This window comes from Polynucleobacter sp. MWH-UH19D, from assembly GCF_040409795.1.
Taxonomy (GTDB): Bacteria; Pseudomonadota; Gammaproteobacteria; order Burkholderiales; family Burkholderiaceae; genus Polynucleobacter.
Genome location: NZ_CP099571.1, coordinates 1,624,430 through 1,638,013, shown reverse-complemented (window position 1 = coordinate 1,638,013; position 13,584 = coordinate 1,624,430). Strand labels below are relative to the sequence as shown.

Below are 13,584 nucleotides of genomic sequence, written 5' to 3'. Positions count from 1 at the left end.
TCTAGATATGACTTCTTCTACTAATTCTGCTTCAAAAGGCCTTTCTTACCGCGATGCGGGCGTTGATATTGATGCTGGGGATGATTTAGTCGATCGCATTAAGCCCTTGGCCAAGAAAACCATGCGAGAGGGTGTTTTGGCTGGTATTGGCGGCTTTGGCGCTCTTTTTGAAGTACCAAAGCGCTATAAAGAGCCAGTTTTGGTATCAGGTACTGATGGAGTGGGCACAAAGCTTCGCTTGGCTTTTGAGTGGAATCGTCACGGCACCATTGGTCAGGATTTGGTGGCCATGAGCGTGAATGACATTTTGGTCCAGGGTGCTGAGCCATTATTTTTCTTGGATTATTTTGCTTGCGGCAAGCTGTCTGTGGAGACTGCTGCAACAGTAGTGGGTGGTATTGCTAAGGGTTGTGAATTATCAGGTTGTGCATTGATCGGCGGTGAAACTGCAGAGATGCCTGGAATGTATCCTCCAGGTGAATATGACTTAGCAGGTTTTGCTGTCGGTGCAGTTGAGAAATCCAAAATTATTACGGGCAACACGATTGTCCCTGGAGATGTCGTGTTGGCAATTGGATCTAGCGGCGCACATTCCAATGGTTACTCATTAGTTCGAAAAATTATTGAACGCGCGGGCGCAAAACCAAGCGATGATTTGGGTGGTCGCTCATTAGGTGACGTGGTTATGGCTCCAACAGAAATTTATGTGAAGCCCCTCCTGAAGTTGATTTCTGAAATCGATGTGAAGGGTATGGCTCACATTACTGGTGGTGGTTTGGTGGATAACGTACCACGCGTATTGCCTGAGAATACTCAAGCCGTCTTGCATCGCGATAGCTGGCAGTTGCCTGAACTCTTTCGTTGGTTGCAGATGAAGGGTGGGGTTGCCGATACAGAAATGGTGCGAGTGTTTAACTGCGGTATTGGCATGGTGGTAATTGTGTCGCCAGCTCAGGCTGATGCAGCGATCAAATCACTTACTGCACAAGGTCTAAAGGCATGGGTTGTTGGTGAAGTGGTAGAGCGTCCAAAAGATGCTCCTCAAACCATCGTTATTTAAGATTGCTTATCTCAGTAAGCGCCTTCAAACTTTTTTTGCAATAGTCCAGAGCCGCCTTCATCTCAGTTGGGTTGAAGGGGTCAAAGGTATTTCTCCCAGAGATGGCTCTGAGCCAAGTGAGTTGACGCTTGCCTAATTGTCTGGTTGCTGCCAATGCTTTGTAGCGCATTTGCTCGGCATTAATTTCCCCATTCAGAAATTCCCAAGCTTGGCGATAACCGACTGAACGTATAGCAGGTAAGTCTTCATGTAGGTCTGGATTTTTTCGCAAGCGCTTTACTTCATCTAAAAAGCCTGCTGCTAGCATTTGATCAAAGCGTTTTTCTAAATTTTGATGCAGTTGCTTGCGATCACTGGGTTCTAGTGAAACCAAGTTGATCCATTGTGGAATATCAGAACCCTCTCTGCCATCCTCGCTAGGTGATTCTGCCAGTAGGCTAGACATTGCTTTGCCAGTAATTTCATAAACTTCAAGGGCGCGTTGAACTCGTTGTGAATCATTAGGCTCTAAACGCATGGCAGTTTCTGGATCGATCGCAGCGAGTTTGGCATGCATCGCTGGCCAACCAATACGCTTACCCTCATCATCTAATCGCTGTCGGATCTCGGGGTTTGCGGTTGGCAATGACGATAACCCATATGCCCATGCTCTCCAGTAGAGCATGGTGCCCCCGACAATCACGGGGATATTTCCTCTGCCAACAATTTCTGTGCATAGTTGCTTTGCATCTTTCGCAAAGCGTGCTGCTGAGTAGACTTCAGTTGGTTCAAGAATATCTATCAGATGATGGGTGACGGTTGCCTGTTCTGCTTTAGTAGGTTTCGCGCTGCCAATATCTAAGCCGCGATAGACTAGCGCAGAATCCATGCTGATTAGCTCTACAGTCTGGCCAATAGATTTAGCATATTCCGCCAGCAACATGGCGAGATGGGTTTTGCCTGCACCAGTCGGCCCCACAATACACAGTATTGGGTTGTTTGCTAGTGACTGCATAGGCTGAATGTGTAGTTCAGTTTGCATAAGGCATTATAAGAGCCTGTTAAGATGCCCATCAAACCTATTTTTGGAGAGCAAGTTGATTGATGCCCTTTTGCAGTTGAGTGATTTATTGCTCCACATTGATCGCCATTTAGATGTGGTGATTTCTCAATATGGTCCATGGGCATATGGATTACTTTTTGCCATCGTATTTGCGGAAACGGGTTTAGTGATTGCCCCATTCTTGCCTGGCGATTCTTTGCTCTTTATCGCAGGTGCTTATTGCGCAACTGAGCAATTTAATCTTTGGACTTTGTGTATTGGTTTATTAATTGCCGCAGTTTCAGGCAATACGGTGAACTATTTCATTGGTCGATGGATTGGTAAAAAAGTATTTAGTAGTCAATCTCGTTGGATTGATCAAGGCGCTCTATTGAAGACCCATGCGTTCTATGAAAAGCATGGTGGTAAAACTATTATTCTTGCGCGCTTTCTTCCAATCATTCGTACATTCGCGCCGTTTGTCGCCGGTGTATCAGAGATGAATTTTTCTCGTTTTCAATTGTTTAATATAGCGGGCGCCGCTCTTTGGATTTTCAGCTTGGTGATTGCTGGATATTTCTTTGGCAACATTCCGTTTATTCGGCAAAACCTTAACGTCATTGTTTTAGTCGGCATAGGTGCAGCTGCAATACCTGTGTTCTTGGCTGCGCTATATAAACTTATTCAACGCAAGAAAAACTAAGCAGACAAGTTTAAGTTGTCTCTCAGATTTCTTAATGAAGATTGCTTAATGCAGTTTTGTTTGGCTTTCTAATGTTGCGATATGCTCGCGAATATCGCTAGCATCCTCTGCCTCTGGAGCCTCGCTTAGATAGCGATGCATATCTGCTAAGGCGGGCCGCAAATATTCCAGCTGCGCAAAGATCAGGCCGCGATCTCGAACTTCTTCAATGGAATCAGGCAACAAAATCACGAGACGTTCTTGGATGCCTAGCAGGCGCTCCCACCGCTCATGTTCTGAGTAGATCATTTTGAGGTTTCTAAGAAATCGGGAGAGGATTTCTCTCGAGCTGGAGGCTCGCAAGAAGACGTTCAAAGGAAGACTGAGCTCGCCTCGATAGCCTTTGGCATCGAGGTAGGGATCCAGCATTTCTTGTAACTGGTTTTTAGAGAGTGATTCACCAGTGAGGGGATCCATAATCACTTCGCCTTGCTGCAAGGAGATGCGCATCATAAAGTGATTTGGAAATGAAACACCGCGAATCTTTAAACCAATTTGCTGTCCTAATTCCATCATCAGAATGGCTAGAGAGATGGGTATACCACGACGATTTTCAAGCACATAGTGCAAGTAAGAATTCTCAGGGGCATAAAAATCATTTGGGTTTGGGCCAAACCCTAAATCGGTATAAAAAAAGTGCTTCAATATTTGCAAGCGCTGCACTGGTGATGTATCCGGTGTAATGCGTGCTTTTAATTTATTACCTAGCTCATCAAGCTGATCAAGTACTCCTTGAACATCAAGATCTGGGTATGCGTGTTGCGCTACTGCGATGGTAGCTTCCGTTAGCGGAAAGTGTTCATCTTCAGCAACTAATGAAGTGAAGTAGTCGAGCTGTTGTGTTGGCATACTACCTATTTTGCATGACGTAAGAATTTTTGCCAGCGAATTCCTACTAAAGCCAAAGAAACAAAGTAAACCAAGGCCGCAGCCGTTAACCATAGTGCTAATAGGCCAATACGAGTCCAGGGTTCGGCTTGAAGTGCGATCCAGTTATGCGTGGAGGCGGCGTAAAAGAGCACCGCTGAAAACGGGATTAATGCAAGCAAAAGTTGCCCTAGGTACTTAAGCCATGCAGCGTTAGGAAGCGCACCCCGCTTGCTTAGGCCTATCCATAGTAGAGCTGCATTCAGGCAGGCGCCGGTGCCAACAGACAAAGCCAGTCCTGCATGACCAAGCCAAGGAACAAAGACGAGGTTTGCTAGCTGGGTGGCAATGAGAACAACTAAGCCAATTTTGACGGGCGTACGAATATCTTGCCGTGAGTAAAAACCGGGCGCCAAAATTTTTACCAAGATCAAACCAATTAATCCAACGCCGTATGCGGCTAATGCGCGCTGTGTCATAAGGACGTCCAGTGCGCTGAATTTTCCGTAGTGATACAAGACGGCTGCTAAAGGCTCGCCAAAAATAAACAGCGCAATGGCAGAAGGTGCAGCTAACAAGAAAGTGAGCTGTAAGCCCCAAATTAATAACTCACCCGCATGCACCAAATCATTTTTAGCATTTGCTTTACTCAAGCTGGGTAACAGCACCGTACCAAGTGCAACGCCAAGCAGAGCGGTTGGAAATTCCATCAAACGATCTGCATAGGAAAGCCATGACACACTTCCAGCTTGTAAGCGGGAGGCAATGTTGGTGTTAATGATGAGAGATATTTGCGCAACGGATACCGCGAATACTGCAGGACCCATCAGTTTCATAACGCGTCTCGCGTCGTGATTGCTCAAGGCGGCTTTTATTGCTTTTGGTAGTAAGCCAATACGCGGCAACAGACCCAAACGTAAAAGTGATGGCACTTGAATAGCTAACTGCAATACGCCGCCAATAAGCACTCCAAGACTGAGGGCGTAAATAGGCTGATCTAAATGGGGCGCTAAAAAAATGGCGCTACCGATTAGTGCAAGATTTAAGAGAACAGGTGTAAACGCTGGGATCGCAAAGCGTTGGTAGGTGTTCAAGATTCCAGCTGACAATGAGACCATGGAAATGAGTCCAATGTAAGGGAACATGATCCGCGTCATGACAACGCTAGCATCGTAGGCTGGGCTACCACTAAAGCCGGTGGCGATCACCAAAATCAATAAAGGGGCACCAATGACCCCCGCCAATACCGTCAGTAATAAAGCCCAAAATAGTAGGGTGGCAACGGCATTGATGAGGATTTTGGCCTTGTTTTGGTCCTCATTTGTGGAAATTTCTCCCAAAATGGGCACAAAAGCCTGGGAAAAGGCCCCTTCCGCGAATAGTCTCCGTAGCAGGTTGGGCAACCTAAAGGCGACGTTAAAGGCATCCGTCCACTCTGAAGCCCCGAAACTACGTGCAATGAGCGTTTCCCGTAGCAATCCCGTAATGCGGGATAGCATGGTGAGGGAACTGACCTTGGCAGCGGCAGAAAGCAGGTTCATGAGCCGATTTTCCCCTATTTATGGTTTGACTGGGCTTTTTTGCCCCTTTCAGGTAAAATCTTGGGTTTTGGCGAGCTTGCTTACAAATTTAGCAGGGTCGCAAGATATTTAACTAATCGTATTTAGCAATTTATAGAGGCAAGGTTTAAAGATGGCCAATACAGCACAAGCGCGTAAGCGCGCACGCCAGGCAGTAAAACAGAACGAGCACAATTCCAGCTTGCGTTCAAAGCTCCGTACTTCCATTAAGGCAGTGCGTAAAGCAATTGAATCTGGCGATAAAGCTGCTGCTGCAAAAGTATTCGCAGCAACTCAATCAACCATCGACAAGATTGCTGATAAAAAGATTGCTCACAAAAATACTGCGGCACGTCAAAAGTCACGTTTGTCTGCAGCGATTAAGGCGATGGCAGCGTAATTTAGTTTTTGTTTTAGGCTGGTCGAAGCATACTTCGACCTAAGCCCGCTCCTCATCAGAGCGGGTTTTTGTTTTTAAGGCTGGGGAGGCGATGCTGGATTGAATTCGCAAGCCTCTTCGATCGGTAGATTGTTGTCTTTGGCAAAGTTCATGACAAAGTCCAACGCTCTGGGGTCGAGGTCACCCAGTCTGGTATCAATAACAACGCATTTCACTTTTGCAATCAGTACTGGTCTGACGTAGGGCGAATAAGTGAAGCGAGGGTCTCCAGAGTCACCTGGAGGGCGAAAAGTAGCCATAACCCCGCAAAGACGCTCCGCCCAATCGCTGGGCCTAAATGGTTTACCAGAGGTTGTAATGCCTTGAATGAAAAGCGTTTTGTGGTTCAAGTTGACGTTTGGATATTTGAAGGAGTAGTACTAAGCCCTCTAGCTTAACAGCCTGAGGTGGCCATAAGATGGCTTTATGTTCTATTTTCGTGCAGTTGATTGATTTAAGAAAAAATGCAAGCCAAAACTTTAGTAGAAAGCTCAACTATGACATCTCTGGCAAAGCCCCAAGTGCCTGGTCAGGTAAAGCACTACCTGCAGTTTGCTGACCTCACTCGTGAAGAGTATGACTATCTGCTGAAAAGATCGGCATGGTTAAAGGCCAAATTTAAAAGTTACGAGACATGGCACCCTTTGCATGATCGTACTTTGGCGATGATTTTTGAGAAGCATTCAACCCGTACGCGGCTGTCTTTTGAAGCGGGTGTACATCAGCTGGGTGGTCATGCGGTTTATCTCAATACTCGCGATACTCAGCTAGGTCGTGGCGAGCCTGTAGAGGATGCTGCACAGGTCATTTCTAGAATGACTGACATCATCATGATTCGTACCTTTGGACAGGAAATCATCGAGCGTTTCGCAGCGAACTCTCGTGTGCCAGTGATTAATGGTCTGACCAATGAATATCACCCATGCCAAGTGCTTGCGGATATTTTTACTTACGTTGAAGCACGTGGACCCATACAAGGAAAGACTGTGGCGTGGGTAGGCGATGCCAATAACATGGCCTATACCTGGATTCAGGCCGCTGAGTGCTTAGATTTCCAATTACGTTTTTCTGCGCCAGAGGGTTATCAATTAGATCCTGCTCGCCTTAGCAGTAATGCTGCTAAGCACCTCACTATTTGCGCAGATCCGAAGGACGCATGTAAAGGCGCCGATTTGGTCACCACAGATGTATGGACTAGCATGGGTTATGAGGCTGAGAATACATCGCGTATGCATGCTTTTAAAGACTGGATGGTTGATGAGGAGTTGATGGCGCTCGCGAAGCCTGACGCTTTATTTATGCACTGCCTACCTGCACATCGTGGCGAAGAAGTTTCTGCGGGTGTGATGGATGGTCCACAAAGTATCGTCTGGGAAGAGGCGGAAAATCGTTTGCATGTTCAAAAAGCTTTGATGGAGTATTTGCTCTGTGGTCGCTTAGATTAAGTCATTTGTTTATTAATTTTTATTGAATAAGAAATCATGTCTGATATTAAAAAAGCCGTACTAGCCTATTCAGGTGGACTCGACACGAGTGTGATCTTGAAGTGGCTTCAAGATACTTATGGTTGTGAAATCGTTACTTTCACTGCTGATTTGGGTCAGGGTGAAGAGTTAGAGCCTGCTCGTGCTAAAGCACTCCAATTTGGCATCAAGCCAGAAAATATCTTTATCGATGACTTGCGTGAAGAGTTTGTACGGGACTTTGTATTCCCCATGTTTCGTGCCAATACGATTTATGAGGGCGAATATTTACTCGGCACTTCGATCGCTCGCCCATTAATTGCAAAGCGTCAAATTGAAATTGCGCGCTTAACTGGCGCGGACTCTGTATCTCATGGTGCTACCGGCAAGGGTAATGATCAGGTTCGCTTTGAATTAGGCTACTACGCGCTTGAGCCAGGAATTAAAGTTATTGCTCCATGGCGTGAGTGGGATCTTCTTTCTCGCGAGAAGTTGATGGCCTACGCCGAAAAGCATGGCATTCCAGTAGAGATGAAGCATAAGCAAGGTGGCTCGCCATATTCCATGGATGCCAACTTATTGCACATCAGTTATGAAGGTCGTCACTTAGAAGATCCAAATGCTGAGGCTGAAGAATCCATGTGGCGCTGGACTGTTTCTCCTGAAAAGGCTCCAGATGCCCCTGAAATTATTGAAATTGAATTTAAATCCGGTGATCCGGTTGCGATTAACGGCAAGGCATATAAGCCACATGAATTATTGGCTGAACTGAATCGCCTAGGCGGTAAGCATGGTATCGGTCGTCTCGATTTAGTAGAAAACCGTTTTGTCGGCATGAAGAGCCGTGGCTGTTATGAAACTCCTGGCGGCACAATTTTGCTCAAAGCCCATCGTGGCATTGAGAGTATTACGCTAGATCGTGAAGTAGCACACTTAAAAGATGATCTCATGCCGCGTTATGCAAGTCTGATCTATAACGGCTTGTGGTGGTCTCCAGAGCGCATTGCTTTGCAAACTTTAATTGACCATACACAACAGATGGTAAACGGCGTAGTGCGTTTGAAACTCTACAAGGGTTCTGTGTCTGTGATTTCACGCGACTCAGCCAATACTTTGTTTGATCAAACTATCGCAACCTTTGATGATGACGGTGGTGCTTATAACCAAGCTGATGCTGGCGGCTTCATCAAACTCAATGCGCTGCGTATGCGTATTGCTGAGACTGCAAAACGTAAGCGTACTAAGAAATAATTTAAATCAGAACCAAACAACATAGAAAGAATTCAGATGCAATTTGATCAAGTTTCCGTTGGTAAGAAAGCCAATGTATTTTTTGATGGCAAGTGCGTGTCACATACTGTCACGATGCCTAATGGCGTACGTAAATCTGTGGGCGTTGTATTGCCAAGCACCTTGCGTTTTGACCTCAGCACTAAAGAGGTGATGGAAGTGGTTGATGGCACTGCATTTGTGAGTATCAATGGCGCCCCCGAGCAAGAGTTCAAGGCTGGACAAAGCTGGGAAGTGCAAAAAGGCGGTTACTTCATCATCCGCGCTGAACAGCCTGTGCATTATGTTTGTCATTTTGAGTAAATCAAACCACTCAACAAAAGCCACCTGCGGGTGGCTTTTTTCATGCTCATTTGCATGCTAAGTATGTGAGAATAGCTCAATGAAATTTATTCGCTTATTTCTTCTGTCCTGGATTCTTGTTTCTTCTCTTGCGAATGCTCAAGTCTTTGACGTTCCCTATAAAGATGATGCTCCCACACGTACATTATTGATTCCAGTAAGAAATGCTAAGGCAGTTGTATTGTTATTTCCTGGTGGCGGTGGTGTTCTGCGTTTGCAAGATGATGGCTCCACTACAAATTTTCACACCTTTGTTAGGTCAAAAGATTTATGGGCTCAATATGGAATCGATGCGGTTCTTGTGGATACTCCGTATGACCTAGGTGCGGGGATGAGAAATTCCCGCTCAATTCGGGATCATCAGCAGCGAATCCTAAATGTTGTGAATTACTACAGAGATAAATTTAATTTGCCTGTGTGGATTTTTGGTCACAGCATGGGAACTGTCAGTGTGACAGAGTTTGTGAATGGTGGAAAAGATAAAGAGCGTTTGGTTGCGGGAGTAATTGTTGCTGGTACATATCGATCTGCATCGATTGATTCAGATGTTACGATTCCAGTAATGGCAATTCACCATACCGATGATGGTTGCGCTTCTACTCCATTGGTTACATCTGAGCGAATTATTGAAGGTCGTTCACCCAAAACAATTTCTCAGCTTATTCAGATTGATGGCGGAGTGAGTGAGGGCGATGTCTGCGGCTCAAAGGCTTACCACGGCTTTAATCAGAAGGAATCTGAGTTTATAAAATCTGCTGCCCAATTTATTCTAAAAAATTAGATGTCGAATTACTTTCTAGGTAGTCGAGTAATGACACTTCCAGGAACGATCACTCGATCAGAGAACCATTGCTTGTTCATCTCTAGGGCGTAGCGCACTGCAGCTTTGGGGCAATGATTATTAGTTGTTTCGGCCTGCATCTCTTCGATGTTCACGATCTTGCCATCGTCAGCAATAAAAGCGATCGATAGTGGAATCTTGGTATTGTTCATCCAGAAGCAATGACCTGCTTTTTGCTCAAACATAAATAGCATGCCGGAGTTCGTTGGCATGCTGGTACGATTCATAAGACCAATTTCTCTACTCTTGGGAGTATCTGCAAGCTCTGCTTGAATGCGATAGATGCCTGCTTTCAGTTCAACAGTTGGCAGCCCCACGTTGAGCTGCGCCCAAACATTTGCGGAACAAAGCAGAACGCTAGAAATAAAAAGCTTTATGAGTTTTACTTTTGTAAACATGCTTGTATTTTAAGTGAGACAAATTGCAGACGAAAAAAAACCCAGGAGCAAATCCTGGGTTTCTCATAATGATCTAAGGACTATTAAGCCGCTTGGATATTTGTAGCTTGTTTGCCTTTAGGACCTTGGGTAATATCAAAAGTTACCTTTTGGTTTTCCTTGAGGGTCTTGAACCCAGGCATAGTAATTGCGCTGAAATGCGCGAACAACTCTTCTTCACCATCATCCGGTTTGATAAAGCCAAAACCTTTTGCATCATTGAACCACTTAACAATTCCGGTCGCCATGCGAACTCCATTACATAAACTTAAAACAACCGTGATGAGGGTAAATACTTTTTAATCAGTCTCAATCCACAACACGCCTAAATAGAACCCTTTTAGAGGCCTACCCCTTGATTGTTTGCCCTTTTTGTAGGGGTGTCAAGGAGTTAGGTGCCTTTATTGACCAGTAATTACCCCTTTTTTTGTCGAAAAATGCCCCAATATGGGTTAAATGAGGGTTTTTTAGGGTTTTTCGCAACAAGAGCCCCTTAAATCAAGTTTGTATATCTGTGTTTAGAATGTTTCTCATGAGTCGCGCACCAAAGAATCCCACTACAGGCATCCCTGCTAATCCCCATGTTGAGGATACCCTTTTGCTCGAAAAGCAAGTCGAGCAAGTTAAGGTTCCTTCAATGTATAAAGTTTTATTGCTGAATGATGATTACACCCCAATGGAATTTGTGGTGATGATTATTCAGGAGTATTTTAATAAGGATCATGAGACTGCAACACGCATCATGTTGCAAGTACATTTAGTTGGTAAGGGTGTATGCGGCGTATTTACTCGCGATGTTGCTGCCACTAAAGTACATCAAGTAATCGAATTATCACGTGAAGCTGGTCACCCACTACAGTGCACTATGGAGGAAGCATGATTGCTCAAGAACTAGAAGTAAGTCTGCATATGGCGTTTGTTGACGCCCGTGCGTCCAGACATGAGTTCATTACGGTGGAGCATTTGCTTGCAGCCTTGCTAGATAACGCTACTGCGGTTGAGGTGCTTAAAGCTTGCGCAGTCAATATTGCCGAGCTGCGTGCCCAGTTAAAAAACTTTATTAATGACAACACTCCTGTTGTGCCAGGTAATGATGAAGTAGATACGCAGCCTACTTTGGGTTTTCAGCGTGTTATTCAGCGTGCGATCATGCATGTTCAGTCCACTTCAAATGGAAAAAAAGAAGTCACTGGCGCTAATGTGTTGGTTGCGATTTTTGGTGAGAAAGATTCGCATGCCGTGTATTTCTTGCAGCAGCAGGGGGTTACCCGTTTAGATGCGGTGAACTTTATTAGCCATGGTGTGCGTAAAGATCAAGCTGAGCAAGTTAAGCCAGTGGAATCTACGCAAGATGCCGAAGAGTCTGCAGCCTCTGGCAAAGAAAGCCCACTTGATCAATACACTCAAAACCTCAATGCCATGGCTCGCCAAGGCAAGATTGATCCACTGATTGGTCGTGAGAGTGAGGTAGAGCGTGTCATTCAGGTGCTATGCCGCCGTCGTAAAAATAACCCGTTATTGGTAGGCGAGGCTGGCGTAGGTAAGACTGCAATCGCCGAAGGCTTGGCTTGGAGAATCGTGAAAGGGGATGTGCCAGAGGTTTTGGCGAACGCAACAGTCTATTCATTAGATATGGGCGCCTTGCTCGCGGGAACTAAATATCGTGGTGATTTTGAGCAGCGACTCAAAAGCGTTCTGAAGTCTTTAAAAGATCATGCTCATGGCATTTTATTTATTGATGAGATTCATACATTGATTGGCGCTGGCGCCGCTTCAGGCGGCACTTTGGATGCCAGCAATTTGTTAAAGCCTGCTTTGTCTAATGGCCAATTGAAGTGCATTGGCGCAACCACTTTTACTGAGTATCGCGGCATCTTCGAAAAGGATGCTGCTCTATCCCGTCGTTTCCAAAAAGTAGATGTGGTTGAGCCGACCGTAGATCAGACTGTGCAAATTCTGCGTGGCCTCAAATCTCGTTTTGAAGAGCATCATAGTGTCAAGTACTCTGCTGGTGCTTTAGTGGCTGCTGCGGAACTTTCTTCTCGCTACATTAATGATCGTCATTTGCCTGATAAGGCGATCGATGTGATTGATGAAGCTGGTGCAGCGCAACGTATTTTGCCTAAGTCAAAACAGAAGAAGACGATTGGCCGTCCCGAGATTGAGGAGATTGTTGCCAAGATTGCACGCATTCCGCCGCAATCCGTTACGGTTGATGATCGTAGTAAGTTGCAGACCCTTGATCGCGATATTAAGAGCGTGGTATTTGGTCAAGATCCAGCGATTGAGGCTTTGGCAAGTGCTATTAAGATGACGCGTGCTGGTCTCGGTAAGATCGATCGTCCGATTGGCTCTTTCTTATTCTCCGGGCCAACTGGTGTTGGTAAGACTGAAGTCGCTAAGCAATTAGCCTTTATCTTGGGTATTGAACTTTTGCGTTTTGATATGTCGGAGTACATGGAGCGTCACGCAGTAAGCCGTCTGATCGGCGCGCCTCCTGGATACGTTGGTTTTGATCAGGGTGGCTTATTGACCGAGGCGGTCAGTAAAAAGCCTCATTGCGTATTGCTCTTGGATGAGATTGAAAAAGCGCACCCAGATATCTTTAATATTCTGCTGCAGGTAATGGATCACGGAACCTTAACCGATAACAACGGCCGCAAGACAGACTTCCGCAACGTGATCATCATTATGACCACCAATGCAGGTGCTGAAGCAATGCAGAAGTCAACCATTGGCTTTACCAACGCTCGCGAATCTGGTGATGAGATGGCGGATATTAAGAAGTTCTTCACGCCTGAGTTCCGCAATCGCTTGGATGCCATTGTGTCATTCAAGGCGCTCGACGAAACCATCATCATGCGTGTGGTTGACAAGTTCTTGATGCAATTAGAAGAGCAACTTCATGAGAAGAAAGTGGATGCTACATTTAGCCCTGCTTTGCGAGCACACTTAGCTAAGCATGGTTTTGATCCATTGATGGGCGCACGTCCAATGCAACGCATTATTCAGGATACTGTTCGCAAAGCCTTGGCTGACGAGTTGCTGTTTGGAAAGTTAGCACAGGGCGGGCATGTAGATGTGGATATTGATGCCGATGGTAAAGTGACCCTTAGTTTTGATGTGCCAAAATTACCAGGCAAAACCGCCAAGGTTGATATTGCACCCGCGGAAGAAATTTAATTAATCGTCGTTCTTGATAAAAAGGAAAATATGTCTCATCACGATAAATTGCTTGAAGCGTTTGAAACGTATAAGGCTGAGAATGAAAAGTTTCAGGAAAAAGGCATTAAAGCGTCTGCTGCCCGTGCTCGTAAAGCTTTACAAGAGATTGCTGGATCTTGCAAAGAGCGTCGCAAAGAGATCTCTGCTGAAAAAGAGTCTCGTGAGGGTAAGGGCGCAGGTATGTCACAGGACGCAGCACGTCATGCTCATGTGCGTAAATAAGATTTAAGCTTTAAAAAATAAAAGCCACTCAGTTATGAACTGAGTGGCTTTTTTATTGCCTAATTGACTATTGAAT

16 protein-coding genes are annotated in these 13,584 nt (G+C 45.4%); 10 read left to right on the top strand and 6 right to left on the bottom strand.

Annotation, left to right across the window (positions count from 1 at the left end; all coding sequences use genetic code 11):
- Window positions 1–7: 7 nt before the first annotated feature.
- Window positions 8–1,060, top strand: a complete 1,053-nt coding sequence (purM, locus tag NHB34_RS08345) for a phosphoribosylformylglycinamidine cyclo-ligase (protein ID WP_353427178.1) — start codon at window positions 8–10, stop codon at window positions 1,058–1,060.
- On the opposite strand, the gene miaA is transcribed toward purM, so the two are convergent.
- Window positions 1,053–2,081, bottom strand: coding sequence for a tRNA (adenosine(37)-N6)-dimethylallyltransferase MiaA (gene miaA, locus NHB34_RS08340; protein WP_353427177.1), 1,029 nt, complete (start codon window positions 2,079–2,081; stop codon window positions 1,053–1,055). The two genes, purM and miaA, sit on opposite strands and share 8 nt — an antisense overlap.
- Before the next feature lie 58 nt (window positions 2,082–2,139).
- Here miaA and NHB34_RS08335 point away from each other — a divergent pair, with 58 nt between their 5' ends.
- A complete protein-coding gene (locus NHB34_RS08335) occupies window positions 2,140–2,784 on the top strand; it encodes a VTT domain-containing protein (protein WP_353428587.1) in 645 nt (214 codons plus the stop codon).
- A gap of 45 nt (window positions 2,785–2,829) precedes the next feature.
- On the opposite strand, the gene NHB34_RS08330 is transcribed toward NHB34_RS08335, so the two are convergent.
- Entirely contained in the window at window positions 2,830–3,672 is an 843-nt protein-coding gene (locus NHB34_RS08330) for a tetratricopeptide repeat protein (protein WP_353427176.1), read from the bottom strand.
- 5 nt (window positions 3,673–3,677) lie between these two features.
- Window positions 3,678–5,231, bottom strand: coding sequence for a murein biosynthesis integral membrane protein MurJ (gene murJ / locus NHB34_RS08325; RefSeq protein WP_353427175.1), 1,554 nt, complete (start codon window positions 5,229–5,231; stop codon window positions 3,678–3,680).
- A 151-nt stretch (window positions 5,232–5,382) separates the two neighbouring features.
- Between murJ and rpsT the strand changes: the two genes are divergently transcribed.
- Window positions 5,383–5,649, top strand: coding sequence for a 30S ribosomal protein S20 (gene rpsT / locus NHB34_RS08320; RefSeq protein ID WP_296970112.1), 267 nt, complete (start codon window positions 5,383–5,385; stop codon window positions 5,647–5,649).
- A gap of 74 nt (window positions 5,650–5,723) precedes the next feature.
- Here rpsT and NHB34_RS08315 read toward each other — a convergent pair whose 3' ends face one another.
- Window positions 5,724–6,038 carry a DUF3579 domain-containing protein gene (locus NHB34_RS08315; protein WP_353427174.1) on the bottom strand — a complete coding sequence of 105 codons (315 nt, stop codon included), beginning with the start codon at window positions 6,036–6,038 and terminating at the stop codon, window positions 5,724–5,726.
- A 147-nt stretch (window positions 6,039–6,185) separates the two neighbouring features.
- On the opposite strand from NHB34_RS08315, the gene argF reads away from it, so the two are divergent.
- The 4 genes from argF to NHB34_RS08295 all read left to right on the top strand — a co-directional run bounded on the left by argF (window position 6,186) and on the right by NHB34_RS08295 (window position 9,564).
- Window positions 6,186–7,133 carry an ornithine carbamoyltransferase gene (gene argF / locus NHB34_RS08310; RefSeq protein ID WP_353427173.1) on the top strand — a complete coding sequence of 316 codons (948 nt, stop codon included), beginning with the start codon at window positions 6,186–6,188 and terminating at the stop codon, window positions 7,131–7,133.
- Between the two features lie 36 nt (window positions 7,134–7,169).
- Window positions 7,170–8,402, top strand: coding sequence for an argininosuccinate synthase (locus NHB34_RS08305; RefSeq protein WP_353427172.1), 1,233 nt, complete (start codon window positions 7,170–7,172; stop codon window positions 8,400–8,402).
- A 36-nt stretch (window positions 8,403–8,438) separates the two neighbouring features.
- A complete protein-coding gene (locus tag NHB34_RS08300) occupies window positions 8,439–8,744 on the top strand; it encodes a pyrimidine/purine nucleoside phosphorylase (protein WP_353427171.1) in 306 nt (101 codons plus the stop codon).
- 79 nt (window positions 8,745–8,823) lie between these two features.
- Entirely contained in the window at window positions 8,824–9,564 is a 741-nt protein-coding gene (locus NHB34_RS08295; RefSeq protein WP_353427170.1) for a hypothetical protein, read from the top strand.
- An 8-nt stretch (window positions 9,565–9,572) separates the two neighbouring features.
- Here the strand turns inward: NHB34_RS08295 and NHB34_RS08290 are convergent, their stop codons facing one another.
- Window positions 9,573–10,022: a DUF192 domain-containing protein gene (locus NHB34_RS08290; protein WP_353427169.1), complete on the bottom strand. Its 450-nt coding sequence runs from the start codon at window positions 10,020–10,022 to the stop codon at window positions 9,573–9,575.
- An 83-nt stretch (window positions 10,023–10,105) separates the two neighbouring features.
- Window positions 10,106–10,309 carry a cold-shock protein gene (locus tag NHB34_RS08285; protein WP_011903586.1) on the bottom strand — a complete coding sequence of 68 codons (204 nt, stop codon included), beginning with the start codon at window positions 10,307–10,309 and terminating at the stop codon, window positions 10,106–10,108.
- Window positions 10,310–10,626: 317 nt separating this feature from the next.
- Here NHB34_RS08285 and clpS point away from each other — a divergent pair, with 317 nt between their 5' ends.
- From clpS to NHB34_RS08270, 3 genes are read left to right on the top strand one after another with little or no spacing between them, the layout of a single operon-like run.
- A complete protein-coding gene (gene clpS, locus NHB34_RS08280; RefSeq protein WP_353428586.1) occupies window positions 10,627–10,941 on the top strand; it encodes an ATP-dependent Clp protease adapter ClpS in 315 nt (104 codons plus the stop codon).
- Window positions 10,938–13,244 carry an ATP-dependent Clp protease ATP-binding subunit ClpA gene (clpA, locus tag NHB34_RS08275; protein ID WP_353427168.1) on the top strand — a complete coding sequence of 769 codons (2,307 nt, stop codon included), beginning with the start codon at window positions 10,938–10,940 and terminating at the stop codon, window positions 13,242–13,244. Before clpS ends, clpA begins: the two co-directional genes overlap by 4 nt.
- A gap of 30 nt (window positions 13,245–13,274) precedes the next feature.
- The gene (locus tag NHB34_RS08270) at window positions 13,275–13,508 is read left to right on the top strand and encodes a hypothetical protein (protein WP_353427167.1); all 234 of its coding nucleotides are present in this window, start codon (window positions 13,275–13,277) and stop codon (window positions 13,506–13,508) included.
- The last annotated feature ends 76 nt before the right edge of the window (window positions 13,509–13,584 follow it).

Coding starts and splice junctions, on each gene's coding strand:
- purM (WP_353427178.1), top strand. CDS start 8: ATGACTTCTTCTACTAATTCTGCTTCAAAAGGCCTTTCTTACCGCGAT.
- clpA (WP_353427168.1), top strand. CDS start 10,938: ATGATTGCTCAAGAACTAGAAGTAAGTCTGCATATGGCGTTTGTTGAC.
- NHB34_RS08290 (WP_353427169.1), bottom strand. CDS start 10,022: ATGTTTACAAAAGTAAAACTCATAAAGCTTTTTATTTCTAGCGTTCTG.
- argF (WP_353427173.1), top strand. CDS start 6,186: ATGACATCTCTGGCAAAGCCCCAAGTGCCTGGTCAGGTAAAGCACTAC.
- NHB34_RS08285 (WP_011903586.1), bottom strand. CDS start 10,309: ATGGCGACCGGAATTGTTAAGTGGTTCAATGATGCAAAAGGTTTTGGC.
- NHB34_RS08300 (WP_353427171.1), top strand. CDS start 8,439: ATGCAATTTGATCAAGTTTCCGTTGGTAAGAAAGCCAATGTATTTTTT.
- murJ (WP_353427175.1), bottom strand. CDS start 5,231: ATGAACCTGCTTTCTGCCGCTGCCAAGGTCAGTTCCCTCACCATGCTA.
- miaA (WP_353427177.1), bottom strand. CDS start 2,081: ATGCAAACTGAACTACACATTCAGCCTATGCAGTCACTAGCAAACAAC.
- NHB34_RS08295 (WP_353427170.1), top strand. CDS start 8,824: ATGAAATTTATTCGCTTATTTCTTCTGTCCTGGATTCTTGTTTCTTCT.
- NHB34_RS08330 (WP_353427176.1), bottom strand. CDS start 3,672: ATGCCAACACAACAGCTCGACTACTTCACTTCATTAGTTGCTGAAGAT.
- rpsT (WP_296970112.1), top strand. CDS start 5,383: ATGGCCAATACAGCACAAGCGCGTAAGCGCGCACGCCAGGCAGTAAAA.
- NHB34_RS08270 (WP_353427167.1), top strand. CDS start 13,275: ATGTCTCATCACGATAAATTGCTTGAAGCGTTTGAAACGTATAAGGCT.
- NHB34_RS08305 (WP_353427172.1), top strand. CDS start 7,170: ATGTCTGATATTAAAAAAGCCGTACTAGCCTATTCAGGTGGACTCGAC.